The organism is Mesorhizobium sp. M1312 (genome assembly GCF_040318115.1).
In the GTDB taxonomy this organism is placed as follows: domain Bacteria; phylum Pseudomonadota; class Alphaproteobacteria; order Rhizobiales; family Rhizobiaceae; genus Mesorhizobium.
This window is the reverse complement of the sequence record NZ_JAMYLQ010000025.1, coordinates 14,163-40,004: the sequence shown is the minus strand read 5'-3', so window position 1 is coordinate 40,004 and position 25,842 is coordinate 14,163. Positions and strand designations below refer to the sequence as shown.

At 56.9% G+C, this 25,842-nt stretch carries 21 protein-coding genes and 3 pseudogenes; 16 read left to right on the top strand and 8 right to left on the bottom strand.

Annotation, left to right across the window (positions count from 1 at the left end):
• Window positions 1-14 precede the first annotated feature (14 nt).
• The 3 genes from NKH36_RS24745 to NKH36_RS24735 all read left to right on the top strand — a co-directional run bounded on the left by NKH36_RS24745 (window position 15) and on the right by NKH36_RS24735 (window position 2,256).
• Window positions 15-1,403 carry an aminotransferase-like domain-containing protein gene (locus tag NKH36_RS24745; protein WP_352958877.1) on the top strand — a complete coding sequence of 463 codons (1,389 nt, stop codon included), beginning with the start codon at window positions 15-17 and terminating at the stop codon, window positions 1,401-1,403.
• Window positions 1,404-1,864: 461 nt separating this feature from the next.
• The gene (locus NKH36_RS24740; RefSeq protein ID WP_352958878.1) at window positions 1,865-2,080 is read left to right on the top strand and encodes a transposase; all 216 of its coding nucleotides are present in this window, start codon (window positions 1,865-1,867) and stop codon (window positions 2,078-2,080) included.
• Window positions 2,071-2,256: a hypothetical protein gene (locus tag NKH36_RS24735; protein WP_352958880.1), complete on the top strand. Its 186-nt coding sequence runs from the start codon at window positions 2,071-2,073 to the stop codon at window positions 2,254-2,256. Before NKH36_RS24740 ends, NKH36_RS24735 begins: the two co-directional genes overlap by 10 nt.
• Window positions 2,257-2,549: 293 nt before the next feature.
• On the opposite strand, the pseudogene msrA reads toward NKH36_RS24735, so the two are convergent.
• Window positions 2,550-3,067 (bottom strand): annotated as a pseudogene (msrA, locus tag NKH36_RS24730) (peptide-methionine (S)-S-oxide reductase MsrA).
• 263 nt (window positions 3,068-3,330) lie between these two features.
• Between msrA and NKH36_RS24725 the strand changes: the two are divergent.
• Window positions 3,331-3,819: a cold-shock protein gene (locus tag NKH36_RS24725; protein WP_352958881.1), complete on the top strand. Its 489-nt coding sequence runs from the start codon at window positions 3,331-3,333 to the stop codon at window positions 3,817-3,819.
• A 294-nt stretch (window positions 3,820-4,113) separates the two neighbouring features.
• Here NKH36_RS24725 and NKH36_RS24720 read toward each other — a convergent pair whose 3' ends face one another.
• The 4 genes from NKH36_RS24720 to NKH36_RS24705 form a co-directional block, all read right to left on the bottom strand.
• Window positions 4,114-4,551, bottom strand: a complete 438-nt coding sequence (locus tag NKH36_RS24720) for a GNAT family N-acetyltransferase (protein ID WP_352958883.1) — start codon at window positions 4,549-4,551, stop codon at window positions 4,114-4,116.
• Window positions 4,552-4,553: 2 nt separating this feature from the next.
• Window positions 4,554-5,147, bottom strand: a complete 594-nt coding sequence (locus NKH36_RS24715) for an SOS response-associated peptidase (RefSeq protein WP_352958904.1) — start codon at window positions 5,145-5,147, stop codon at window positions 4,554-4,556.
• 498 nt (window positions 5,148-5,645) lie between these two features.
• Entirely contained in the window at window positions 5,646-5,744 is a 99-nt protein-coding gene (locus NKH36_RS34905) for a peptide deformylase (RefSeq protein WP_502912107.1), read from the bottom strand.
• A 642-nt stretch (window positions 5,745-6,386) separates the two neighbouring features.
• On the bottom strand, window positions 6,387-7,352 hold the full coding sequence (locus NKH36_RS24705; protein ID WP_352958884.1) for a GlxA family transcriptional regulator: 966 nt from the start codon (window positions 7,350-7,352) through the stop codon (window positions 6,387-6,389).
• 375 nt (window positions 7,353-7,727) lie between these two features.
• Here NKH36_RS24705 and NKH36_RS24700 point away from each other — a divergent pair.
• Window positions 7,728-8,107, top strand: a pseudogene (locus tag NKH36_RS24700) (transposase); the annotation flags it as partial.
• On the opposite strand, the gene NKH36_RS24695 reads toward NKH36_RS24700, so the two are convergent.
• The gene (locus tag NKH36_RS24695; RefSeq protein ID WP_352958907.1) at window positions 8,089-8,223 is read right to left on the bottom strand and encodes a hypothetical protein; all 135 of its coding nucleotides are present in this window, start codon (window positions 8,221-8,223) and stop codon (window positions 8,089-8,091) included. The pseudogene NKH36_RS24700 and the gene NKH36_RS24695 sit on opposite strands and share 19 nt — an antisense overlap.
• 640 nt (window positions 8,224-8,863) lie before the next feature.
• Between NKH36_RS24695 and NKH36_RS24690 the strand changes: the two genes are divergently transcribed.
• Window positions 8,864-9,649 carry an SDR family NAD(P)-dependent oxidoreductase gene (locus tag NKH36_RS24690; RefSeq protein WP_352958885.1) on the top strand — a complete coding sequence of 262 codons (786 nt, stop codon included), beginning with the start codon at window positions 8,864-8,866 and terminating at the stop codon, window positions 9,647-9,649.
• A 768-nt stretch (window positions 9,650-10,417) separates the two neighbouring features.
• On the opposite strand, the pseudogene NKH36_RS24685 reads toward NKH36_RS24690, so the two are convergent.
• Window positions 10,418-10,774, bottom strand: a pseudogene (locus NKH36_RS24685) (transposase); the annotation flags it as partial.
• A 669-nt stretch (window positions 10,775-11,443) separates the two neighbouring features.
• On the opposite strand from NKH36_RS24685, the gene NKH36_RS24680 reads away from it, so the two are divergent.
• The 6 genes from NKH36_RS24680 to NKH36_RS24655 all read left to right on the top strand — a co-directional run bounded on the left by NKH36_RS24680 (window position 11,444) and on the right by NKH36_RS24655 (window position 19,195).
• The gene (locus NKH36_RS24680) at window positions 11,444-13,099 is read left to right on the top strand and encodes an ABC transporter substrate-binding protein (protein ID WP_352958886.1); all 1,656 of its coding nucleotides are present in this window, start codon (window positions 11,444-11,446) and stop codon (window positions 13,097-13,099) included.
• Between the two features lie 92 nt (window positions 13,100-13,191).
• Window positions 13,192-14,865 carry a flavin-containing monooxygenase gene (locus NKH36_RS24675; RefSeq protein ID WP_352958887.1) on the top strand — a complete coding sequence of 558 codons (1,674 nt, stop codon included), beginning with the start codon at window positions 13,192-13,194 and terminating at the stop codon, window positions 14,863-14,865.
• Window positions 14,866-15,082: 217 nt separating this feature from the next.
• Window positions 15,083-15,832: an SDR family NAD(P)-dependent oxidoreductase gene (locus NKH36_RS24670; protein WP_352958888.1), complete on the top strand. Its 750-nt coding sequence runs from the start codon at window positions 15,083-15,085 to the stop codon at window positions 15,830-15,832.
• A gap of 195 nt (window positions 15,833-16,027) precedes the next feature.
• The gene (locus NKH36_RS24665) at window positions 16,028-16,771 is read left to right on the top strand and encodes an SDR family NAD(P)-dependent oxidoreductase (RefSeq protein WP_352958889.1); all 744 of its coding nucleotides are present in this window, start codon (window positions 16,028-16,030) and stop codon (window positions 16,769-16,771) included.
• Between the two features lie 421 nt (window positions 16,772-17,192).
• The gene (kce, locus tag NKH36_RS24660) at window positions 17,193-18,122 is read left to right on the top strand and encodes a 3,5-dioxohexanoate:acetyl-CoA acetone transferase (protein ID WP_352958890.1); all 930 of its coding nucleotides are present in this window, start codon (window positions 17,193-17,195) and stop codon (window positions 18,120-18,122) included.
• A 110-nt stretch (window positions 18,123-18,232) separates the two neighbouring features.
• Window positions 18,233-19,195: a 3-hydroxyacyl-CoA dehydrogenase NAD-binding domain-containing protein gene (locus tag NKH36_RS24655; protein ID WP_352958891.1), complete on the top strand. Its 963-nt coding sequence runs from the start codon at window positions 18,233-18,235 to the stop codon at window positions 19,193-19,195.
• Between the two features lie 112 nt (window positions 19,196-19,307).
• Here NKH36_RS24655 and NKH36_RS24650 read toward each other — a convergent pair whose 3' ends face one another.
• On the bottom strand, window positions 19,308-20,204 hold the full coding sequence (locus NKH36_RS24650) for a LysR substrate-binding domain-containing protein (RefSeq protein ID WP_352958892.1): 897 nt from the start codon (window positions 20,202-20,204) through the stop codon (window positions 19,308-19,310).
• Window positions 20,205-20,350: 146 nt separating this feature from the next.
• Here NKH36_RS24650 and NKH36_RS24645 point away from each other — a divergent pair, with 146 nt between their 5' ends.
• The 4 genes from NKH36_RS24645 to NKH36_RS24630 all read left to right on the top strand — a co-directional run bounded on the left by NKH36_RS24645 (window position 20,351) and on the right by NKH36_RS24630 (window position 25,756).
• A complete protein-coding gene (locus NKH36_RS24645; RefSeq protein ID WP_352958894.1) occupies window positions 20,351-21,175 on the top strand; it encodes an enoyl-CoA hydratase-related protein in 825 nt (274 codons plus the stop codon).
• Window positions 21,176-21,199: 24 nt separating this feature from the next.
• Window positions 21,200-23,275 (top strand): acetate--CoA ligase family protein, encoded by a 2,076-nt coding sequence (locus NKH36_RS24640; protein WP_352958895.1) that lies wholly within the window; start codon window positions 21,200-21,202, stop codon window positions 23,273-23,275.
• A 1-nt stretch (window position 23,276) separates the two neighbouring features.
• Window positions 23,277-24,734 (top strand): carnitine 3-dehydrogenase, encoded by a 1,458-nt coding sequence (locus NKH36_RS24635; RefSeq protein WP_352958897.1) that lies wholly within the window; start codon window positions 23,277-23,279, stop codon window positions 24,732-24,734.
• A gap of 101 nt (window positions 24,735-24,835) precedes the next feature.
• Window positions 24,836-25,756: a beta-keto acid cleavage family enzyme gene (locus tag NKH36_RS24630; protein WP_352958898.1), complete on the top strand. Its 921-nt coding sequence runs from the start codon at window positions 24,836-24,838 to the stop codon at window positions 25,754-25,756.
• Window positions 25,757-25,842 lie beyond the last annotated feature (86 nt).

The window sequence follows — 25,842 nt, the reverse complement described above, 5'->3', positions numbered from 1 at the left end:
AAAAGGCGCGTGACATGACCTTGGACGAAACGTTATCAGGCTGGCGGCCGCGGCTGCTCTCCGCTGAGGGCCCGCGCTATCTTGCACTAGTTAATGCGTTAGAGGAGGACATCGCAGACGGTTTGCTGTCGGAAGGCGACCGTTTGCCAGCTCATCGTGACCTGGCACGAGAGCTTGGTCTTTCTGTTGGTACGGTCAGCAAGGCTTACCAGGAGGCCGAACAGCGCGGTGTCGTTAGCGGTCACGTCGGGCAGGGCACCTTCGTGCGCAAGCGGGCAGGTATCCGATCGGAAACTGTGCCAAGACACGAGCCCACGAATTTAGCATTGAATGTGCCCGCGGAGGGTAAGGAAACAAAGGTCCTGTCGGCGCTACTAGGCGACGTGATCCGCGAGGATGATTTCGCTCCTTTACTTCGTTACCACCCGCACGCGGGCATATGGAAGCACCGTGAGATCATCGCCGCCTCACTATCTGACGACTCTTTCAATACCGAACCATCGCGATTGTTTTTGTGTAATGGAGCCCAGCATGCCATTGATATGGCTTTGCGCTTGGTCGCTAGGCCGGGCGATAGCATTTTGGTCGACGAACTTACCTATTCTGGCTTCAAAGCAGTTGCGGCGGCTAGCCACCTGACCTTGGTGCCAGTGGAGATGGACGACCAGGGTATGATTCCAGACGCCCTGAGACAGGCCTGCCAAGAGACTAAGGCACGAGTACTTTACTGCATGCCGACGTTGCACAGTCCCACTGCCCGCACAATGACGCCTGCCCGGCGACGCCAGATCGCCGAGTTAGCAGACGAGTTCGATCTGGCTGTGATTGAAGATGACGTCTATGGGTTTTTCTTCCCTGAACGTCCGCTTCCGCTTGCATCCCTGGTGCCAAACCGCACCTTCTACATCACGTCATATTCTAAATGCATCGCTCCCGGTTTCCGGCTCGGAACTTTAACGGTCCCCGCATCCTATATGGCGCAAATCGAGCTTCTTCTGCATGCCTCGGCCTGGTTTGTCGCTCCAATGCTTGGCGAGGCCGTCGTGCGCCTGATTGGTAGCGGGAAGCTGGATGAACTTCTGCAGGAGCGCCGGCGTGATGCCCTGGAACGTTACCGCCTTTTGCTGGAAGTCTTCCCTAACGTTGCGAGGATTCCGAGCCCAGCGTTTTATGGCTGGTTGCCTCTGCCCCGCGAGTGGTCCTCAGATCAATTTGTGTCCGCTGCGCGGGCTCGTGGGATTCTTGTAACTCCCCCGATCGCTTCGGCGGTGAGAGAGGCTGAGCCTGGTGCAGTTCGCATATGTCTGGGCGCTCCGAAAAATCCCACCGAACTACACAGCGTTCTTCGAGTTCTGCGCGACATTTTGAAGCGTCATCCAGTGAACGTAGCCTCGGTCGCGTAAACGACGCTTAGTCCACTTTCGATCTCGGCCTGTCCCGCAACAGGTCGTATGCGACTTGAACACATGCAACAGTGCTCGCCGGCCGCTCAAAAGCGAGGAGACCGCGCACTTGGCTATTAATCTTTGAAAGGGAAATGATGAAGTCTAATTCTGATGGCTTCCTTGAAAGCGTGGACCAGAACTTCCGCCATGCAATGTCCTTTCTGGGGGAGCATGAGGAATTGTGGGGCGGGCTGGAACGACGTATGTCGTCAATCGTTGAATTTCGACGGGGCCGGCGGATTTGAAAAGGGCAAAACGGGCAGCGACGAAAACTGCCGGAGAGGCGGTAGCCTCGGAGGATGAGATTTCCATCCTGCAATTCCACATCTGGCTGAAACACGGTATCCCCACGGCCACGGCCGCCTTGCTGAGGTAGGCTGAAGGCTGCGAGTCCCAGTGCAAGCACTAGGAGTAGCCCTGTGACGAAGCATCAGATTGAAGTGATCACGTCGGTCGAGCGGCGTCGGCGCTGGTCTCGGGAAGAGAAGGAGCGGCTGGTCGCGGCGACGTTTGAGCCTGGGGCCAGTGTTTCCGAGATTGCACGATCGGCCGGCATTCATGCCGGTCAGTTGTTCCTTTGGCGCAAAGAGCTCTGCCAGATCTCCGCGCCGTCGTGCCGCAGTTCATGCCGGTGAAGGTTGTCGGGGCACTGCCGGGGCCTGAGGCCGCGGAAACCAAATCGCCGCCGCTACCTCGCAAGAAGACGAGCACGGTGACGATTGAGCTTGGCCGCGGCAGGCGCATTCGTGTGGAGAGCGACATCGACACGGAGGCCTTGGGCCGCATCCTGGATGTGCTGGAGCGGCGATGATCCCGGTCCCGAGCGGTGTGAAGGTGTGGCTCTCCACTGGCTTTACGGATAGGGGTCAGAACAAGAGCTGCTCAAACACGTCTCGCCGCTCAGTTGGGAACACATCAACCTCACAGGCATCTACACTTGGGATTCTGAGCACCAGATGCCCGAAGGCTTCAGATCGCTTCGCTTGCCAGCACCAATCCGACGGGCGGCATGATGTTCATACTCCGTTCGACCTTAGCGTACGATTTTGAGCAGCTCTTGTTCTGACCCCAACTGGCCGAGAGGGAATTGTAAAGTGCGGCGGCCTACCCCGCGCGGCGAATTTCCCGCCGCTTCGGAAGCTTCCAGTTCGGTCTCGGGAAATGACAGGTGTAGCCGTTGGGATAGCGCTCGAGATAATCCTGGTGCTCGGGCTCGGCTTCCCAGAAATCGCTGACCGGCGTCACTTCGGTCACGACTTTGCCCGGCCAGAGGCCCGAGGCGTCCACGTCGGCTATGGTGTCTTCCGCGATACGCTTCTGCTCATCATTTGCGTAGAAGATCGCCGAGCGATAGCTCGCGCCGACATCGTTGCCTTGGCGGTTGCGCGTCGTCGGATCATGGATCTGGAAGAAGAATTCCAGCAGATCGCGATAGCTGATGGTGTCTGGATCGAACTCGATCTCGATCGCCTCGGCGTGGCTGCCATGATTGCGATAAGTGGCGTTGGGCACCTCGCCGCCGGAATAGCCGACGCGGGTGGAAATCACGCCGGGATAGCGGCGGATCAGATCCTGCATACCCAGAAGCAGCCGCCGGCAAGCACTGCGCGTTCGGTCGTCATGGTCTCTGACCTCCTGAATTTGGGTTCATCGCTGATATAGGCATTGTTGGCGTCTTTTTTCAGTCGCAGGCCATTTGACACAAACGCGTCGCCCGATGGAGATTATCCTGAACAGCTAGCGCAGTGCGCGCGCCATGTCAGTCGAGACGATCATGGGCAAGTATAGAGACCAACGCGAGCCACGTAGGCGTCGGTATGACGATGACCCGGTTTCCTTTTCGGAACGGACTTCCGAACCGAGCTACTTTCAGCGGCCCGCGACCGTGACCGCAGACCCTGTCGACGCCGAGATATTGTGGTTCAACGCCAGCAAGGGTTTTGGCTTCGTCAAACTGTCGGACGGCACGGAGGCCTATCTGCACATCCGAGTGTTGGAAGCGGCCGGAAGCCGCAGGGTTTCCGAGGGGACGCTTCTCAAGATCACGGTGGAAGAAAGTCCAAGGGGTCATCAGGTCGCACAAGTGCTGGAGATCGGCGATCAGATCACGAAAACTCCGGCACATATGCGCCTCGCTGGAGCGTCCACCGACGAGACGGGTGCGCAGCTGAAGAGCGAGGGCACGGTCAAGTGGTACAATCCCGAAAAAGGCTTCGGCTTCATTGCACCCGATAATGGTGAGAAGGACGTCTTCGTTCATGCCACCGCGCTGACCCGCTCAGGGCTCAGCGTGCTGGTGGAGGGACAGAAGGTGTTTATGGAATGCGGGCCAGGCAAGAAAGGCCTTGAAGTCCGGAGCATTCGCCTCGCCTAGACGGCAATGCGTCGGCCATGGACGCCGAAATTGCCCCTCATACAAGGAAAAAGCCCGCTGCCGGGAGGAGGTGGCAGCGGGCTTGATTTGAAATGCAGCGCGGGAGGAGGTGCACCGCATTCAGCGCCGGCATCGCATCTGGGAGGAGTAGATGGCCGACAACAGGATCATATCGATCGCCGCAGATATTGCAATGCACAAATTGCATATCGCATGTGCGAAAGCGTTACCTGTGCCGCACGTCCGATAGCGGCTCCGCTCAGTCCAGAGATCGCAGCATGGACCGCCTCGTCGTCACATATCCGGCCTTCCTGTGTAGGCCTCCGCCGCAACATTCCCCTCGATGAAGCCAAGGTGGATGCCGGTCGCACCCCATGCACGGCATTTGGCCTCGGTCGACGCGAGAAGCAGGGAGGCAATGCCTTGGCGACGATACGTCGGCAAGACATAGGCCGTATTGATCATTGCCATCTGTCGGGGCCGAACCAATGATCTGTCCGGTGCCGGGTATGGGAGATAGATCGACAGGAAACCGCGCGGCTCCTCGCCCGCAGCCGCGATGAGAAAACTGTCGCGCTGAAGGTACCCCTCGATGTTGAGGCCCGGAAATCCTTCCGCGCGAAAGCCGGCGGCGCCGGAACGTGTCTCCATTTCATCATTGAGCTTGGCGAGTGCGTCACGCAGGAACGGAACGTCTGCAGGAAGCGCATCCCGGACTGTTATCTCCACCATGCTCAGTCGCTTCCTTGTCGAACCGTCTCTTCGTTCAGCGAGCCGGCCGGAAGAGGCTTGAGCAGCTCGGACTCCGGCTTGGTGAGATTGATCCATGCCGACCAATCCACTGGTCGCAGCACGACAACCTGGCGATCGTGGTAGGGCGCGATGTCAGGCCCAGGCGAGGTTGTCAGCATTGTGAATGACGCGGGGTGGTTGCCCTGACCCTCACGCCAGATTCCCGCGATGGCGAGGAAGGGCTGTCCGTTCAGCGTGAAGCGATGCTTGGTCTTCGGATATTTCTTGCCAGTGAACTCGAAAAATCCCGATGCCGGAATGAGACACCGGTTGCTGTTGGCAAAACTTCTTCCTTCCGACCGAAAATTGAAGACCGGGCCGCCCTTGGGTCCCGAAGGCGGAAAGCTGAAATTCATCGAGACCAGTTCGATATTATTGCCGGCAGCACGCATGACCGGCGCCATGTCGTTGATCCGGACATCGTCGCTTTCGGGAAGGTCAAGCTCGCTCTGCTGCGTGGGGATGCCAAGCTCCAAAGCCTGCATCATCTTGTAGTATTCCACCCACTTCACGTGCTGTTCGTACGCGTTGCACATGCCTAAAGTTACGCCAGATCGAAAGATCTTTCGTGAGGGGGCGTCTCCCTGTCGGGACCGGGGCTGTCGGCGAAGCTGAAGCCCCGCGAGGCGGGTCTCACCCTTCGGGCATCCATCCCGTGACGCGGCGGATCGGCGGCGCAGAATGGAAGGGCATGATGTTGCTGGGGCATTGAAGCGATGGGCAGCAAAGCGGCGCATGATCCGGGGGCGATGGCAGCAGGATGCGCGCACTCGTCGCTCGCGATGAACGGGCGGCATATTATGAAGCGCAACGGCTCATTGCCAGGTCTCGAGCCCGCGGCGACGCCGGCGAGGCATTTCATTGGGCGAAGGTTGCCGCTGAGATCGCGCGCATCGCACCGGGAGCGGAAATGGATATCGATGTCGTGCGTGCAGTCGTTGACGACGAGCTCGATCGTCTTCGACCTGGGTCAACGCGCCGGATCTGACTGCGGTCCTGACCTCGCAGCAGATTATCAGACGCGCACCAGTTTCTCATATCAGATCCTGATAGTTCACGCGGACGCGGGGATGTCGTTCGATGTTCTCCGTGAGGCCAGGCATCGAGACACTGCCCTCCGTGTGCCGGATCATTTCAACGGACGCCCAAAGGATTGCAGGATTAACGTAGGTCCGGAGCCCCGCTGCCAGCGACAACCCGATCGACCAGCCGCTTCAGGATGCCGATATGTGGGGCAGCGATCCCGATGCCCTGTGCAGCCGAGACCAACAGTGGCACGTATCAGCGTTCACTATTTGCTACATTCGTGTTGCATAAGATGCATTATGTGTGATGTGACGTCCGGGAATATTTGACATTTCACGGGGGTTTACCAATCCTGTCGCTTTGAGTCGCTGGTGGGTGGCCTATGCGATTGAAAACAGGAGAGTAGTAGCGGTTTCCGATCCTAAGACCGAGTTTACCAATGGCCTCAGTGACAGTTTATTCTGGATTGCTGGATTGGCATTAAGTGATTGGATTTGGGTCCCTCGTAGGGTCCTTTGTTGGTCAACCCGCTTAGGTCGGCAACGGATTGGTCGACCCAAAGCGACAGGATTGGTAAACCGGAGGCAGCCTTTGTCGACCGGTCCCCGAGCTTGCCATGCCCCAATAGAGCATGGGCCGCACAGCGCTCAGTCCACTCCGTCATTTAGGGTTGCAATAGGTACAGAACCTACGACCGTCGGTTTTAGTGCCATCGGCGAACTTAACCATTTTCCCTTTAAAGGCCGAAGTTAAGGAATGTCTTCTGCCAGCCGCTTACCCTTTCTTCGATGCAGGGGCCATGCTCGAAACTCGAATGGTATGCGTCCCTCAACGCGATCTGCACTTGGTTGGATACCAAATCTCGCTCGATAGGCTCGGCTGAAATGCACTTGACTTCTAAAGCCGCAGGCAATTGCTATTTCGTAAAGCAACATGTCAGTTTGCGTTACAAAGCCCCGCGCGCGATCAAGTCGGACGTCCCGATAGTAAAGCGCAGGAGATTTGCCGACGTCACGTTCAAACAGCCTGTGGAGTTGACGAGGAGATATCCCCACTTGGGAGGAAATTTCAGGTATTGAAATGCAATCCTCTACATGGTTCTCCATAATTGAAATGGCCCGTCGGACCGCTTCTGGCGCCTTTCTCACCACGGCCTCTATATTGCCGGGATTTTGAGATACTCCCGCCTGCCTCAGTCCCGGATGGAATATGTAATAGGCAGCAGTTTTCGCCAACGGACTTCCATAGGCTGCATCAATTATGTGGAGCGCCATGTCGCAACTGGCTATGCCACCACTGCACGTGAAGCGGTTGCCGTCTCGTACGACGATGTCCTCACTGACTTCGACATCAGCATTCAGTTCCTGAAATGCGCTTAGGTGTTCGTAGTGAACGGTGGCGCGCTTGCCCACAAGCAGACCTGCTTCAGCAAGTATGAATGCTCCAGTATCGAGACCAGCCATTAGACTACCGGCCCTCGCCCATCTTCTGAGGGCCGCCAACAAGTCCGGCGTTGCCACGGTTTCCGGGGTCCAGCTTGATGACACCACGACGATGTCAAAAAACTCTTGCAGCACATTCTTGAGCGGAAGCGTTTCAAAGGAAACCCCGTTGCTCGCCAGGCAAGCGCCGCCCTTCGACGAAGCCATCTTCCATTGGAACAGAGTTTCGCCCTCCAAATAGTTTGCAGCACGAAAAGGGTCTATAAAAGCCATGGTGGCTGCTAGATTGCAACTCTGCGTAACGATAATCAGTATTGTTAGCGCGTCTCGGGATGACGGCATTGATCAACATACCTCTTCAGAGATCGACTTACATAGAGTTCTGCCACATTCATTGGGTTTCACGCCATACTAAGTGGACTAACGAAGAGCTTCGGATAGCACAGGATGAGAAAGGCGAGCCAACCCACCCATCGTTACAGCATGATAAGACATGGCGGCGGCTGATGGCAAATGACTGATATGACAGTCCAGATTCTCTTTCGCCGGTGTGGCCTGCTGCCGGTTTCGTGGACAGTGATGATAGGCGAGTGGACTGCCCCCTAGATTTGTAGACGCCTTCTTCCCTAATTTTTAGACAAGGAGGCCATGATGGGGGCAGGCAATTTCAGTGACGATCTCAAGCGCGATGCGGGTCGTGCAGATTACAGAGCGGGGTTATTCTTCTGCGGAGGGGTCGAAGCGGCTCGGGATAAGCCAGCACCCGTCCTACGCGTGGAAGAAGGAGTTCTCTAAGCCATCTGGTTCGACCGATGGCGCGCCCAGGCTGCGAGATACGTCGTCTATGGTAGGAACTGGCACGCGTCACCAAAGAGCGCGACATCCTAAAAAGCACCACATATTTCTCCAAAGATGCAAAGTGAGATACGCGTTCGTTGCTGAGCATCGTCATCAGTTCACTGTTCGGACGATGTGCCGTTGGTTGGCTGCGCCTCAAACCAAGCAGTTTCTACGTCTGGCTACGCAGCAGATCGAGCTCATACTCCTCGAGACTGCCCTTCAATCCCAGCAGCAGCGGGTCATTGCCCTGGTGCGGTACGTAGACCGTCTCCTGGTCGATCGGCACGTATCGACGACGCGGCAAATCTCGATGAGCTGCTGGCAGTAGCGGCTGTTGCGAGCGAAGCGCGATACCCCTCCCGTGTCGCAACCGCCCAACTTTGCCGAGACACACTGCGGCGACCATCCGATCAAAGCCCGCTAGCGCGACACCGCTACCATCCATGGACGGCTCTTCCTCATGTGATTGCGGCGGCCACACTATGGCACTTCGATGCCGGAGCGGAGATCAGGTCAACAGCGTATGCATGCGATTGCCACGATAATCATTTCCTGCGAACCCCACGCCAGGCGCTTCCGAAAACATACGTTACATGGCAAAATAAGTGCAATGCTCTGCGAGGTTTAAGACCAATCTTTTTGACTGTTGGAACTCCAATCGGGTTCCAACGAGTTTAACGGCTGGAGTCGTCTTAGATAGAATTACATCTATCCACTCATAAGCGTAGGGCAAATGGCACACGCTGCCTTAAGGAGAGAAGGGCAGATTTTACTCAGGACAAATCTGCCCGTCAGGCTCTTGCACGTCGAATAATCGCGATGCTTAGCAGCGACGGTTCTGCTTGGCCGATGGCCGTGTATTTTTTTAAGCTCGCGCTGGTCGCTACACCGCGAGGACCAGCATCCGAGTGAAGGGCGCAAACCCAGTCTATTGAGGATATCGCATGACTGACAGACTTGCAGGCAAAATCGCAATAGTCACCGGCGGCGGGCGTGGCATCGGAGAAGGTATAACGCAGCGCTTTGCGGAAGAGGGGGCGAGAATTGCTATTGTGCAGCGGAACTCGCCGCCCGAGACGATCCTCAACGACCAGGTGATCTACGTCAAAGCGGATCTTTCCAACTCTCAAGACATCGCTGCGGCCATCCAGACCGTTATAGAGAGGTTTGGCGGACTGGACATCCTCGTCAACAATGCCGGCATTATGTTCGAGAAGACTGTCGAAGAGATGACCGAGGCCGAGTGGGACGAGATGATGGATATTAACCTAAAGGCACCGTTCCTGCTCACGAAGTCAGCAATCCCTCATCTTCGGAAACGGGGTGGTGGAAGCATTGTCAATATTGGCTCGGTTGAAGGGCTAGCATCAAATCCAAAGCACCCAGCCTATTCCGCTTCGAAGGCGGGCATTCACGGTTTCACCGCGGCAGTCGCCGTGGACCACGGGCACGAGGGTATCCGGTGCAATGCTATTGCGCCGGGCTGGATCAACTCTGATCTTACCAACATTTACCTAGACAGCATGGCTGACAGCGCACGCGTCCGCAGGGAACTGCTTACCATGCATCCGGTAGGACGTTTAGGCGACCCGCGGGATGTCGGCAATCTTGCCGTATGGCTTGGTTCTGACGAGAGCGCCTTCGTCACCGGGCAGGTACATGTCATTGACGGTGGCCGTACAAAGAAGCTTCCGAACCCCAACTTCGGGACCGTGACTGCAGCAGGTTAGAATTGATAGTATATAGTCAGGCGTCGGAACCAAGAAGATAAAATTGAGCTGAGTGGTTTCCGGCGCATTTCGTTTGGACTTGATGTTCTTTGTTATCGACCACATCGGCGACCAGCTGCTGCGCAAGACCTCGTGGTTACTTGAGGCAACCTCGCACTAGAGACGGTCTCATGCTGCTGGCACGTTTCGATCGGCTGGTGCTCGACCTCACATCGTGATCCGTTGAGCTTGAGCGTGATGTCTTGGTGGAAAGCGTTGAATGCGAAGCCGGAGCCACGGGCCGACAGCACGCTATGTGCGATCAAAGGCGTCGAGCCGCAGGTAGCTGCAGCTTATGGAACGAACGCTTGCGTCGGCAATTCAATAATCGCCAACAGGTCGAGGGGGTAGCTGCGTACGCCAGCCTGGTGCAGGCGCCTCGGCAGGATCGAACCGTCTCGAATGGATGATTTGCACAATACGTCAGCTTGAGTGGCAGTCGGCACAAGAAAAGCAAGAATGGTTGCGCTGGGCCAGAAAGCTGCTGGTACCGACCAGAAAAATGGGCAAGGCAAACTGAGGTGATGGCAAACAAACGGACAAGAACCAGGACACCCCGATCAACCGAAGCGCCTCGAAAGCGCTCGATTAAGTGGGATCTGTTCTCCAAGCGGACATTCATCAGGGCACGCAGCGATCTCACTGCAAATCAGACGCCGTATACATCGCCGCGACCGACCGTTAGCTAAACCCGATCTGACCACTTGACCCGCAGGAGCCATCCATACACGGGTTGAGGTCTGGCGAAATAGGGCGGCAGAAACAACAGCCGCGCGCCAACCTTCTTGATCGCCTCGCGCACGCCGCTGATTCTGTGGGCTGGCAGGTTTCCCTGACTACGGTCGCCGGGGCGAAGCTCGGGTGCGTAGGACCTGCTCGGCAGAGGCCAGGAACGCGAAACCGTTCATGGGACCGTCCAGCAGCATCGGTGCGGCCATGCCGTAAGCCGCAGGCGGCGTGATGTGGTCGTCTTCCTGTGCCCGTGAGGAACTGTGGAGCGGCAGCGCTCGCCGTGTGCCGCCCGGCCTCGCAAGCGCGCCACCTTCGTGGATGCCCGGTCTGATCGATGAAGATCAACCTCCCGGGGACGACCGAACTGACCATCGAACTAGGCTCGGCGACGCGCAGTCAAAGGCAAACCGGTGGCGGAGCCCCTCGGCAGAAACTGTGCGGCGCTCTAGGAGGTAGCCTCACGGGAGGGCTTATCCCCTTAAAACCAGAACACACCATTCGGCGCTGAATGCCGGGCGCACCCGCGTTGTGCTCCGACGCGGTCGTTGCACGGCATTCCCTAACAACACAGTGCCTATGAAAGGAACTCTGCCCGGAGCGGTGAGAGCGCTTCTGTACCGGCACCGAACGGGACATGGCGTCACTTTTTATCTAAAAAGTGGCCGAATCGGTCAAGTTCGGCTCCGCGGACATGTTAGCCTCTCTTTGCTCAGACAGATGACATAGACGTGACAAGCGTGTGCTCTGACGCCAAGCGGACAGTCGAAAAGAACATCGCCGTTTGAGCGGCTTCCGGGCTCACTTCGTCGCTCCTGCTATGCGTTTGCGCAGTTCGAAGAATGCATTTGGGTGGTTCGTCGCACATACGCACGAGTTTTGTAGTTGGGATTGAAAGTTTGGAAAGGCGATCGCGCGGACCGGACATTTCTAGCGACCCCACAGACGGCTTGTAACGGAACGCATATCGCCGTTTCGACTGAGCAAATGAATTCGTTGAAACAAAAATGTAAATGGGAGAAAGCAATGACCGTCTTCAAAAGTAACGGCGACCGGGTTCCCGAACATATTCTTAGGATGGGAAAACAGGCCAAGGCCGGCAAAGTTGACCGGCGTGAATTCCTGGCCATGGCAAGCGTTTTCGGTGCCTCCACCGCCATGGCGTATGGGCTAGTGGGACTGGCAGATCCGGCCAAGGCCTTCGCGGAAGAAACACCGAAGGCCGGTGGGGTCCTGAAGGTAGCCATGTTCGTCAAGGACGCCCAAGATCCGCGGGCCGCCAGTTCGTCCGAGACCGGAAATGCCGAACGTCAGATGCTGGAGCCGTTAATTAAGTATACTCGCGATTACACCTTCCAGCCTTACCTACTTGAGAGTTGGGAGGTTAACGATAACGCGACCGAATACACGCTCCATATCCGACCTAACGTTGTATGGCATAACGGTGATACTCTAAATGCCGACGACGTTATTTTCAATTTTACGCGCTGGGCTGACAAGTCCGTTGAGGGCAACTCCATGCCAGGCCGTATCGGCGTGCTTATCGACGACAAGACAGGCAAGCTACGAGAAGGCTCGATCGAGAAGATCGACGACATGACCGTTAAGCTCAAGCTTCCGAGATCGGACATCGCTTTGATACCTGGCATTGCGGATTATCCGGCCCTTATCGTTCACCGCTCATTTGAGGAAACGGGAAAGGACTTGATCAGGAATCCGATTGGGACTGGACCTTTTCAACTGGTTTCGTGGGATATCGGTCAGAAGGTAGTTTATAAGAAGCGCGAGGATGGAAAGTGGTGGAACGGCGACATCTACCTCGACGGTGTCGAATTAATCGACTACGGAGCGGATCCTTCGGCAATGATTTCCGCGTTCGAGGCTGGAGAAGTCCACACCAATTATCAGACCTTTGCTGACTACGTCAAAGTACTCGAAGGGATGGGTTTGGTTACTTCTCAAGTCGCGACTGCTGCGACGGTCGTAGCACGCACCAATGTGATGCATAAACCTTACGATGACCAGAGGGTGCGTAACGCATTGCAGTTGGCGGTTGATAACGCCGTGGTCCTGCAGCTTGGATATGGAAATGCGGGTACCCCAGCAGAAAACCACCATGTCAGCCCAATCCACCCTGAATACGTTGAAATCCCGAAGATTGCTCGTGACCCGGTTAAAGCCAAGGCTATGATGGCGGAAGCCGGACAAGCAGATTTCGAGCACGAACTCATTACTGTCGACGAGGACTGGATCAAGAATACTGGTGATGCGATCGCGGCACAGTTGCGCGAGGCCGGCATCAAGATCAAACGCACGGTTCTGCCGGGTTCAACCTTCTGGAATGAATGGACGAAGTATCCCTTTTCCACGTCTGATTGGAATATGCGTCCGCTCGGTATCCAGGTGATCGCTCTAGCTTACCGCACCGGCGAGGCGTGGAATGAAACCGCATACTCCAACCCCGATCTCGACGCCAAGGTCGCCGAAGCGCTCTCGATTGCCGATGCCGACAAACGTAAGGTCGTAATGAAGGACATCGAAACGATCCTGCGGGACTCGGGCATTATCATTCAGCCGTACTGGCGCACCCTTTATAACAGTTCGGTTCCCGCCGTGAAAAATCACGGGATGCATCCGACGTATGAAGCCGACTACGGAAAAGTCTGGCTCAGTGAAGGCTAGAAGCCCACTCTCTACACGGGCGGGTGTAAGCTCGCCCGTCGTCTGAAAAGATGACTAAAGCATCGCGAAGGCACACGTCGAAGGAGTACTTTGTGCAACAGATCTATAATTTGGGCGGGTCCCCGGACCATGGGGCAATCGAATACTTTGACGTCATCATTGTCGGCGCTGGGTTTGCGGGTATGTATATGCTGCATTTGACGCGCGGACTTGGGCTTACTGCCGTCGTCCTCGAAACAGCTTCAGGCGTCGGCGGAACATGGTTCTGGAACCGGTATCCTGGCGCGTGTTGCGATGTTGAGAGTATGCAGTACTCGTATTCATTTTCTGAGGAACTTCAACAGGAGTGGCATTGGACAGAGCGATACGCGTCGCAAAGCGAGATACTAAGATATGCGAACCACGTAGCAGACAAATTCGAGCTGCGCCGCGATATTGTCTTTAACACGAAAGTTTTGAGTGCGGTCTTCCAAGATACCGAATCCGAATGGATAGTCTCCACGGACCAGGGAAAGCGCTACCGTGCCAAATGGTGCGTGATGGCGACAGGTTGTTTGTCCGCGGCCCAAACGCCTGCCATAGCTGGTCTTGATACGTTCTCAGGGACTATTCATCACACAGGCAATTGGCCGCACGAGCGGGTCGATCTGTCTGGACGAAAAGTTGGCGTTATCGGAACCGGCTCTTCCGGCATACAGGTGGTACCGGAGCTCGCAAAGCAGGCCGAGCACTTATACGTATTCCAGCGCACGCCGAACTTCAGCATTCCGGCACGCAACCAACCGATGGACAGCCAGTACGAAGATCTTTGGAAAGAAAATTATGCCGAACGCCGCGCAAGGGCGCGCACTACATCTTCTGGCATCTTATATGATCCCGCTTCCCCGTCAGCTTTGGCCGTTTCTCCAGAGGAGCGCCTAAAAGAGTACGAAAGGCGATGGGCTGCTGGCGGAACCGGCTTTGCGTCAACCTACTCTGATCTTCTGATGAACGAAGAGGCCAATAGCACTGCTGCCGAATTTGTGCGGGGCAAGATACGCGAAGTGGTGGCAGATCCGAAAGTCGCAGACATATTAGCACCTATCGATCATCCGATCGGGAGCAAGCGTATCTGCGCTGACACAATGTACTTTGAGACATTCAATCGATCTAACGTCACCCTAGTGGATCTACGAACGAATCCGATCGAAACAATTTCACCTGAAGGGGTTGTTACTGGTACCGACGTCTACGAGATCGACACTTTAGTCTTGGCAACAGGATTCGACGCGATGACCGGCGCCCTAAGCAAGATCGATATCGTTGGGCGACAGGGACTTACGCTGAGGGAAAAGTGGAAAGATGGACCTAATACGTTTTTGGGTTTGATGACATCGGGCTTTCCAAACCTGTTCATTGTCACAGGCCCCGGAAGTCCATCTGTGATGACCAACGTCATTGTTGCGATCGAAGACAATGTCAAATGGATTGCGGATTGCCTGGCGGATATGATCGGCTTGGGCGCAAAGTACATTGAAGCCACTTCGGCAGCCGAAGAGAATTGGATGAATCGGGTGCGCGAGGCAGCAGAGGGTACGTTATATCCTAAAGCAAGGTCGTGGTACCTCGGCGTCAATATCCCTGGGAAACCGGCTGTGTTCATGCCGTACGTTGGCGGTATTCCCGCTTACCAAAGCTTTTGTGATGAGGTGGCTGCCAATGGATACGAAGGGTTTCAGATCGGCTTAGAGTCTGATAGCGCGTCCATCCGTCAGCTTCGCGCATAATAGGCGAAGCAGAAGAAACAATCGGTCTTAGCCATGATAGCAGATTGGGGGTCGACATTGCTACTGTCGTGCGTCCGCGATGGTGACTCGGCGTTCGATTGCTACGGTAGTGATCAGAACGCCGGTATTGGGTGCCCAATTTCAAAACCGGTAAGATCAACAGATTGTGTATCGATTGTTTCTAACAGTGCAATTGAGCTGCTGCAGGAGAATCTTTGTGACTGACAATGACCTTCAGAATCGGGTGATCATATTGACTGGCGCGGCCGGCGGGATTGGAAGTGCGATTGCTCGAAAAATGCATAAGTCGGGTGCGAGGTTAGTGCTCGCTGATTTCAATGTAGAGAGTGTATCAAAACTAGCGTCATCGCTCGACCCACAAGGCGATAGGGTACTGGCCGTAGGCTATGAGGCAAGTAGTTCATCCGACGCAGATGCTGTAGTATCTGGCTGTATCTCCCGCTTTGGACAGATTGATCACGTCATACCTGCAGCCGCGATTTATGAAGATCAACCACTCGCAACTATGACGGACGAACAATGGCGTCGTACGATGGCCATTAATCTCGATGGTGTCTTTTTCATCTGCAGACGGTCTATTCCACATATCCGATCAGGGGGATCGATCGTAACAATCGCGTCTTCCGCAGCGCACGAGGGATCGTCATCCGGGCATGTCCATTACGGAACGTCCAAAGGTGGGATCTTGGGATTCACGAAGTCGCTTGCAAGGGAGCTGGCTCCAAACATTCGCGTCAATGCCGTATCGCCTGGGACCATTGACACCCCAATGGTTCAAGAACTCCTTCGACAGGAAGGGGAGAAGTGGCTTTCCGGAACGCCATTAGGGCGTTTCGGGACTGGCGAAGAAGTGGCAAACGTCGTCGCCTTCCTGTGCAGTGATGCATCGAGTTACGTTACGGGTTCAGCCCTCCATGTTAATGGGGGATTGTATATGGGTGGCTAGGTGGCCTTAGGTCAAGCGATTGGCTTGATAGCAAAAGGGCTCCTCGCAGTGTGAGCCGCGCGATACAACTTTCCGAGCCGATCCTGGCCTTCACTTATCGCAGAAAAACTTCACGGCTGCGTCCGGCTTGTGGGGTCGGTACGTAAACGTTGGCATGTCAACATCGAGGAAATGCCGCTTCAATCTGGGTGATCCATGCTCAATAAGTTTAACCTGACCGGCAACACTGCTCTTGTAACCGGCGGAGCTCGTGGGATCGGTCTCCAGATCGCTCTTACCTTACAACAGGCCGGCGCAACGATTATTTTGACTGATGCCGACGTAAATCGACTAGCCGAAGCCTCAGAGCACTTCTCCACGAAGCCTGCATTTTATCAGCTAGATGTCACGGACTCTCAGGCAATTCGCGATCTCGCCGGCAAGATTAAATGCCCAGATATTCTCGTCAACAATGCCGGCGTGTCTCGTGCCGCTCCGACCAGCCAAACCTCTGATGAAGATTGGCGGGTAGTGATGTCTGTTAATTTGGATGGTGTGTTCTACTGCTGCCGAGCGTTTGGTTCGCTGATGGCCGAACGTGGTTCGGGTTCGATCGTAAATATCAGTTCCATGTGCGGCGAGGTTACTACCCGACAGCAATCCGTCGTCACCGCCTACAACGCGAGCAAGGCGGGCGTAAATATGGTTACTAAGACACTTGCGTGCGAATGGGCGAGATCCGGCGTTCGCGTAAACGCAGTTGCCCCGGGGTTCGTATGGTCGGAGATGACCGACAAATACCCAGAGGATGTGATCAAGGCATGGTGTGACCAGACACCTATCGGCCGGCTCGCCCAGCCTCAGGAAATTGCCTCGGCGGTCCATTTCTTGGCGAGCGACGCAGCGAGCTACATGACGGGAACGATATTGCTGGTGGATGGCGGTTACACGTCTTGCTAGCAAAGCTGGCTGCCGGCGCAACCCCCCTTGGGCATTAGGGTTCAGTAGCGGAACTCGCACGCGTCTTATGCATGCCAACGCTGGTGGATTCTTTAGGCAAGACCTCGCACGTTTCCCGTTTGATCGGGCCTCGCGATAACCTTGCCTGCGCCACACGGTCGTACGTTCCGACAGCGCGGGCTGATGATCTCACATTGTTTCCTCCGACATGAGGGTGCCATCAACTCGATTGGCGGCAACCAGGGCGGAAATTGTTAAATTGAAGGCGACCTTTGTACAATTTGTAATCGAGATAGACGCGAAGCTGAGGTTGGCGAGAATCCAGCAATTTTTCTATGCCCGACTTTCGAGCGTATGACGAAACTTAAGGCCCAGCCTGATCGAGGCGATTTAGCTCAAGCACTGCAAGAGGCTCCAATAAATGTCTAAATCTGTCATTATCACATGTGCGCCAACGGGCGGCATTCATACGCCAACAATGTCAGAGTATCTGCCGATCACTCCCTCTGAAATAGCTCAAGCGAGTATTGAGGCTGCGGAGGCCGGCGCAGCAATCATCCACCTCCACGCCAGAAACCCCGAAAACGGAAAGCCTGATCCCAACCCAGATCTCTTCATGGAGTTCCTGCCGCGCATCAAGCAGTCCTGCGATGCGGTCCTGAACGTTTCAACGGGGGGCGGCCTCGGAATGACCCGAGACGAGCGTCTCCGGGCGGCCACGAGGACCAGTCCGGAAATGGCCTCTCTCAATGTTGGCTCGATGAACTTTGGCATCTTCCCCATGATGCAGAAGTACAAAGACTGGAAACACTCTTGGGAACCCGGGTTCCTTGAATCCACCCGGGACTTCATATTTCGGAACACCTTTGCCGACATTGAATATACGATCAGGGAACTCGGGGAGGGTCACGGCACGAAATTCGAGTTTGAGTGCTACGACCTGGGTCACCTCTACAATCTGGCGTGGATCATCGACCAAGGTTGGATCAAACCTCCATTCTTTGTGCAGATGGTCTTTGGCATTCTGGGTGGCGTCGGTCCCGATCTGGACAACCTCGTGCACATGCACACCATCGCCGAGAAGCTTTTCGGGAAAGACTACGAGTGGTCAGTGTTGGCCGCCGGAAGACATCAGATTCCGTTTACAACGCAAGCAGCGCTGCTTGGCGGAAACCTACGGGTCGGCATGGAGGACAGCCTCTACATCGGACCCGGTCAAAAGGCTAAGTCCAGCGCCGAACAGGTACGCAAGATCAGGTCCATTGTCGAAAATCTCGGGAGAACAATCGCAACCCCTGAGGAAGCACGTCAGCGTCTCGGTCTCAAGGGCGGTGACCATGTAGCGTTTTGACACCAAAACCATTCTTCCCCATGATTGGTCCAACGGACCGGACAGTCTTCGTTAGCCCATTAGTTGTTCGCACGACTGCCTTCTCTTCCGCCCCAAGCTAGGATCTTCTGATGATTGAATTTAAGAACACTGCCGTCCTTGGGGCTGGAGTCATCGGTGCCAGCTGGACAGCCTTATTCTTGGCGTCCGGCCGAGACGTGGCGATCCATGATATCTCCCCAGACACGGAGAAAAGCGTCCGGGGCTACATCGAGCGGGCGTGGCCAACGCTCGAGGATATCGGGCTGGTCAAAGGCGGTAGTCCCGACCATGTCCGCTTCTGCAAATCCGCAGCGGAAGCGGTCGAAGGGGTATCATTCGTGCAAGAGAATGTTCCCGAAAGGCTTGCGATTAAGCACGCTCTATATGGTGAAATCGAGAGACATCTCGCACCCGGCGCCGTGGTCGCTACCTCTGCATCGGGGCTGATGCTTTCGGAGATGCAGAAAGGCTGGCGCAATCCGTCAAACTTCGTACTCGGTCATCCCTTCAACCCGCCGCATCTCATTCCGCTCGTAGAGGTCATGGGTAATAACCAGACCGCCGAGGGCGTAGTCGAGGACGCGGAGCGGTTCTACGCTGCTGTCGGCAAAGTTACCATTCGCGTCAATCGCGAGGTCCCCGGCCATGTCGCTAATCGTCTGCAGGCCGCCGTCTGGCGCGAGGCGATACATCTCGTCAAAACGGGCGTTGCCTCTGTCGAGGACGTTGATAAGGCTATGTGGGCCGGTCCCGGACTCCGCTGGGCGGCCATGGGTCCAACGATGCTTTTCCACCTCGGTGCGGGTGAGGGCGGCCTCGCAGCATTCTGCGAACGCTACACCGAGAGCTTTAACCGCTGGTGGGATGATCTGGGAGTGCTGCACCTGGACCCGGCGCTGGCGGAGACACTCGTTTCCGGCGTTAGACAGGAGGCAAACGGGCAATCTCCGGCTGACCTGTCCGCGCAGCGCGACGTTCTTATCGCCAGCATTCAGAAAGCGATCGCTCCGCTCCGGCCAACTGAAACCGAAAGGCCGCCAAGCAATGGATGACGGTCGTGTCAATCAAGCTTCTGCACACGCGACGCGGTCACGTTTCGCGCGTTCGGGAGCCCGACGGTGATAAGGTAACCGATCCCGAGACCCATCAACAAACGCCGATTTATTAGAAGGGAGCGCGCAGCGCCTCGGCTTCTGCGGCGGTCATGGACGTGATCCAGTCGACGAAACATTCGATCTGCGGATCGTGCCGGTTGCGGATGACAACATATAGCCCCTCGCGGAGGATCACGGGGAGATCAATGACCTTGACCAGTTGGCCTTGGCGGATGAACTCGTAAGCTGTCCCGATCCACCCAAGCGCCACGCCGCGCCCGTTAAGCGCGGCCTGCATCATTAGTAGGTGATTGTCGAAGCTGGGGCCGGGCAGACCGGCACTCGGCAAAAGGCCAAACTGCTCGAACCACTGGTTCCAGTCATACCAGGATCGCTCCAGCGACATGGCATGCAATAGGGTGTGGTCAAGGAGGTCGGCGGCTTGGTGCACCGGCGGATTGCGTTCCAGATAATCGGGCGAGGCAACCGGCACAATCCTTTCCCGGAAGAGCAGACGTGACGAGCAATTCGGCCAGTTACCATCGCCAAAGCGCACGGCGATGTCGATGCCATCATCGAGGGATGCCAAGCCCTGATAGGTCGTCACCAGATGCACCTGCAGCTTCGGATACTCGCGGTGAAACAGCTTCAGCCGGGGCAGCAGCCAGTAGTTTGCATTAGCCAGATTGCAGGAGATCGTCAGCGTGTTGCGCGTTTTTGACCGGCGCAGCGCGTCGCCCTCGGTGGCCAGTTGGTTCAGGCAATTGCTCAGCGTGGCCATGTAGATCTTGCCCTCGGTTGTCAGGCTGATCGGGCGGGTCGTGCGGTCTATGAGCTGCACGCCGAGGAAGGCCTCAGCCGCGGTAACGGCATGGCTGATAGCAGACTGACTGACATTCAGCTCCTCAGCCGCAGCCGAGAAGCTTGCATGGCGCGAGGTGGCCTCTACCGCTAGCAACGATCTCATTGGCGGAATATGCTTCCAGTACCGCACTATGAATCCTATTCAACTTTCGATGAATTGAAACGCGGTTGTGTTCGGCCCATTCAGTGCCAAAATCAAGCGGTTTTGAAGCCTGAGGCCGGTTTAGTCGCCGAACTAATGGGGATCAGATGAACGATACATTGGCGCAGCTTGATGTCAAAATAGATGGGCCGGTCCTCGAATTGGCGATGAAGCGACCGCCGGTCAATGCGATCAATCTGTCGCTAAGCCGCGAGATGTATGCGGTCTTCTCCCGGCTCAATGACGATCCCGACCTGCGCGTGGCCATTCTGTCCAGTGCCGGCAACGCGAAGAATATTTTCTCCGCGGGCTGGGACCTGAAAGCCTTCGTGGCAGGCGAAAGCACCCACGCGGAGCAGGGCTTCGATCTTGGGCCTGGCGGGCTGGGCGGGTTGCCCGAATTCTTCGGCCTTTACAAGCCGGTGGTGGTCGCCGTGGCCGGGGGGGCGATCGGAGGCGGCTTCGAGCTTGCGCTTGGCGGTGATGTGATCGTCTGTGCCCAGGACGCTTATTTCTGGTTGCCTGAAATGCAGCGCGGCTTCCTACCGGATGGGGGTGCAATCCAAAAATTGCATCATCGTATTCCATTCAACGTGTCGATGGATCTGATTCTGACAGGTCGCAAGATGTACGCCGATGAAGCCAAGCATTGGGGTCTCGTGCGTGATGTCGTACCCGCCGATAAGTTGATGGATCACGCTCGCGAGATTGCCGCCACCATCGCGCAGGGCGCGCCGTTGGTTGCCGCCGCACTCAAGGAATACATGCGCCATTACGCTCATGCCTCGGTCGAGGCGTCTCATGCAGCGGTGCGCCGCGCCTGGGTCGGGAAAAGCGACATGCCCCATTATGAAGAGATGCTGCGTTCTGATGATTTTCGTGAAGGCTCGCTAGCCTTTGCCGAAAAACGCGATCCGGCATTCAAGGGCTAAGACATGACACATCGACTTTCCCCGATGTTCGAGGCCCGCTCGATGGTTGTGGTCGGTGCCTCAGCCAAAGCCGGATCCTTTGGCGCACGTCTGGCAACTTCCACGCTTTCGCGGGAATTCGCTGGCCCGATCAGCTTCGTAAATCCGCGCGGCGGTGAAATCATGGGTCGTGAGGCGCTGACCTCGATCCGGGATCTCGATCATGCGCCCGATGTAGCTGTGCTTGGTGTCGGCCGAGCCAATCTTGAGCGCGCGCTTATCGAGGCGATCGAAAAGGATGCGCGCTCGGCGGTCATTTTCGATACGTGTCATGGCGAAGCGGCCGACGGCAGCCCGATACTGACGCGGTTGCGCGCTATTGCCGCCGAGGCGGGCATCCCGGTCTGCGGCGGTTCGGGCATGGGATTCATCAATACCCGCAGCGGTGCGGTCGCCAGCTTCTATCCCGCCGGTCATTTGAAGCCGGGGGGGATTTCGCTCATCGCGCATTCCGGCAGCGTTTTCACCGTTCTGGGCATGAACGATCCTCGTTACCGCTTTGATCTAATGGTTTCACCTGGTCAGGAGATTGGCGCGACGATCGACGAATACATAGCTTATGCGGCCACCCGCGAAACTACCCGCACTATCGCGGTCTTCATGGAAGCGGCGCGCAATCCTCAGGGGCTAGTCGACAGCCTGAACCTTGCGCGATCGCGCGACATTCCGGTTGTCGTTTGCAAGGTCGGGCGGACGGAAGAAAGTGCCCGACTTGCCAGATCGCATACAGGGGCGCTGGCCGGTTCGAACGCAGCTTATGAGGCGGTGTTCGAAGAATGTGGAGCGATCATGGTCGATACGATCGATGATCTGATGAATACGGCGCTCCTCTGTTCGACGGGCCGAAAGCCTGGGCCGGGCGGTGTCGGTCTGGTGACTGACAGCGGCGGTCTGCGCGAATTGCAGGTCGATTTGGCCAGCGAGATGCAAACGCCGCTTGCCGTCTTGAGCGAGGCGACCCGCGAGGCGCTGCGCGCTGCGCTGCCGCCAGAACTCGAACCCTCCAATCCACTTGACTGTGCTACGGATTTGACGGACGACTTCCCAAAGGTTTTCGAGCGCGGCCTCGGCATTCTCGCTGCGGCCCCAGAAGTCTCAATGCTGGGTCTCGAAGCGGATTTCCGTGACGATTACATTTATCAGGAAGGCGTCTTCGCACTAGCGAAGACACTACCGGACCTAACCGCTAAGCCCTGCTTCGTTTATACCAGCTTTGGTCAGGCCAATAACCGTCGTCTTGGGGACGAACTGGCCGATCTTGGGGTTCCCTGCCTGAACGGCGCCGAAGCGACAATGGCAGCGGTGCGCAGGGTTCAAGCGTGGGCGAACCAGCCGAAAAAAGGCGAAGGCGTCGAGTCCCCTCCGACTGCGCCTGATGAGGTGATGCTTGCCCGCTGGAGCGCAAAGCTTTCCGCACCGATGGATGAATTTGCGAGTCTGGACTTGCTGCATGCCTTTGGCGTTACGACGGCGCAAAGCGTCATTTGCGAAGACGTTGCAGAACTTCAGGAAGCAGCGATTAAGCTAGGCTTTCCCTTGGTGCTAAAAACTGCCGCGGGGATCGACCATAAGAGTGACGCTGGGGGCGTCGTATTAAACCTACGCGATCTAAAAGCACTCGAGGCGGCCTACGCGGACTTGTCGCGACGGCTTGGCTCGCGTGTAATAATGCAAAAAATGGCCGAAAAAGGCATCGAACTGGCCTTTGGCTGCGTCATGGACCCGGACTTCGGACCGCTAATCATGGTCTCGCCAGGGGGAACTTTGGTCGAGCTTTTCGACGAACGCCGCTTTGCCCGGGCGCCGTTCGGGCCGCAAAAAGCCGAGGCGATGATCCGTCGCCTCAAAGTGGCGCGGCTGATCGATGGGGTGCGTGGTGAAGCGCCACGTGACATGAGGGCGGCCGCGCATGCTCTCAGCGCCTTTTCGAAGCTTTGCGCCGGCCTCCGCTCGCGGATCGCGGAGATTGATGTCAATCCAGTGATGGTCACCGAGTCCGGTGCAATCGCTGTTGATGCACTGATTGTGCCGGCCGCGGTCCTGTCGAAGAAGGTGGCCTGACATGAAGGTCGCGATCATCGGCTGCGGGGTAATAGGTGCGGGCTGGGCGGCGCGGTTCCTGCTGAACGGTTTCGATGTCTGCGTCTTCGACCCGTCACCCGAGACCCCCCGCCGGATGCAGGACGTGCTGGCCAATGCCCGGGCTAGTCTTCCCGCGCTTTACGATCGTGTGCTGCCACTGCCGGGGAAGCTTAGCTACGCGAATACTGTCTTCGACGCGGTAACAGGGGCCGACTGGGTGCAGGAAAGCGCTCCAGAACGGCTGGAACTCAAGCGAGGGCTTTACGCAGCAATCGAGCCGCATTTGAAGGCCGGGGCTGTTTTTGCCTCCTCGACATCAGGCTTCCGCCCAAGTGAGTTGCAAAAACTATGCTCGATACCCGGGCGGCTGATCGTCGCGCACCCATTCAACCCGGTTTATCTGCTGCCATTGGTCGAAATCGTCGGATCCGATACTGCACCCGCCGCTACGAAAACGCGCGCGGCGGAAATCCTGACCTCGGTCGGTATGCATCCGCTGGTGCTTGATCGGGAAATCGACGGCTTTATCGGCAACCGCTTGCAGGAGGCTGTTTGGCGCGAAACGCTGTGGATGGTCAAAGACGGAATCGCGACCACCGCCCAGATTGATGAGGCGATCCTGTATAGCTTTGGCCTTCGCTGGGCGCAGATGGGGCAATTCGACTCCTTCCGTCTGGGTGGGGGCGAGGCCGGGATACGCCATTTCCTCGCGCAATTCGGGCCGTCACTGGCGGAGCCCTTGACGCATTTGATGGATGTGCCCGAGCTGGACGAGGCGCTGATCGAGCGCATCGCGGGGCAATCCGATGCACAGGTGAACGGGCGTAGCATCAGACAGATGGAGCAGGCGCGCGATGCCAGCCTGGTCGCGCTAATTAGGGCGCTGAAGGCGGAGCGGGTCGGGGCGGGCGGCACCGTGCGAGCGCATGAGGCAGGGCTGGCCTTTCGCCAAGATGATGAGTTGCTTCTCCTCACCGCACGGCGTGTTATTCCGCCGACCTGGACAGATGCGAATGGCCATATGAACGAGGCGCATTACCTAGAGGTCGCCTCGAATGCTACGGATGCGCTGACCGAAAGCTGTGGTGTCACGGCGGAATATATCGCTGCTGGCCGGAGCCATTTCACGGCAGAAAGCCATATCCGGTATCTCGCCGAACTGCATCAGGGCGACGAGATCTCCGTGAGGACGCAGGTGCTTTTTTCCAGCGGCAAGAAAACGCACATTTTCCATCGGTTCCTCGCGCCTGATGGCAGGCTTGCCGCGACGGTGGAGGTCATGATCCTACATGTCGATCTGGCCACCCGCGCGGTGTGTCCGCCTTTGCCGCATGTGGCGGCGGCGCTGGAGCGGCTGGCTGCGGCCCATGCGGTCCTGCCCCGGCCAGAAGGCGCCGGGAATGCCATTCGCGATCTGCGCCCTAAGGAAGTGGCATAACCGCGGCCCTGCGCCCAATCGCTTGGAATGCGGCTTCGTGAGTATAGGAATACTAGCTGCACGCGTGACGCGGAGCAGCCAGCCACAGGAACAATACTGAAATGCCTTTGGAAATGAAGCGCGATGTCTTTATCACCTGTGCCGTCACCGGCTCGGGCAATACGCAGGACAAATCCCCACACGTTCCGCGCAGCCCGAAACAGATCGCCGATGATGCCATAGCGGCCGCGCGGATGGGCGCAGCGGTAGTGCATTGCCATGTCCGCGATCCAGAAACCGGCGCGCCTTCTCGCAATCTTGCTCTTTATCGCGAAGTGACCGACCGGATTCGCAGCGCGGATGTCGATGTCGTACTGAATCTGACCTGCGGTATGGGCGGGGATCTGGTGCTGGGTCCAGAGGAACAGCCGCTGCCATTTGATGCTGCAAGCACCGATCTGATCGGCGCGAGCGAGCGTCTGGCTCATATCGTCGAATGCCGCCCGGAAATCTGTACCATCGATTGCGGATCGATGAATTTCGGCGATTCCGGGTTGATCATGGTCAATACCCCGGGGATCCTGCGCGCCATGGGGCGGGTCATCGCGGATTTGGGCGTGCGGCCTGAACTGGAAATATTCGATACCGGCCATTTGTGGTTCGCGAAGCGGATGCTGGCCGACGGGGTGATCCCGTTTCCGGCGCTGATGCAGCTTTGCATGGGGGTGCCGTGGGGTGCTCCCAATGACTTGAACACCCTAATGGCGATGGTGAACGCCTTGCCGCCGGATTGCACCTGGTCGGCCTTTTCGCTGGGGCGGGACCAGATGCCCTTTGTCGCCGCGGCAATCCTTGCCGGTGGCAATGTCCGCGTCGGTCTCGAAGATAACCTCTTTCTTGGTAAGGGACAGCTGGCGACCAATGCTGAACTGGTTGCGCGCGCCGCCGATCTGATCGGGGCATTGGGGGTCCGCCTTCTTGGCCCGGCCGAGGTTCGAAGCATGCTCGGTCTAAGCCGGCAGAAGCCACCCCCGCCGGACTGAACTCGGACCGGCGTAGCCACTGCAACCACCAGAGAGCAGATAAAAAGGAATACGATACGGCAACCCTGAACTCCGGCCTTACTCGC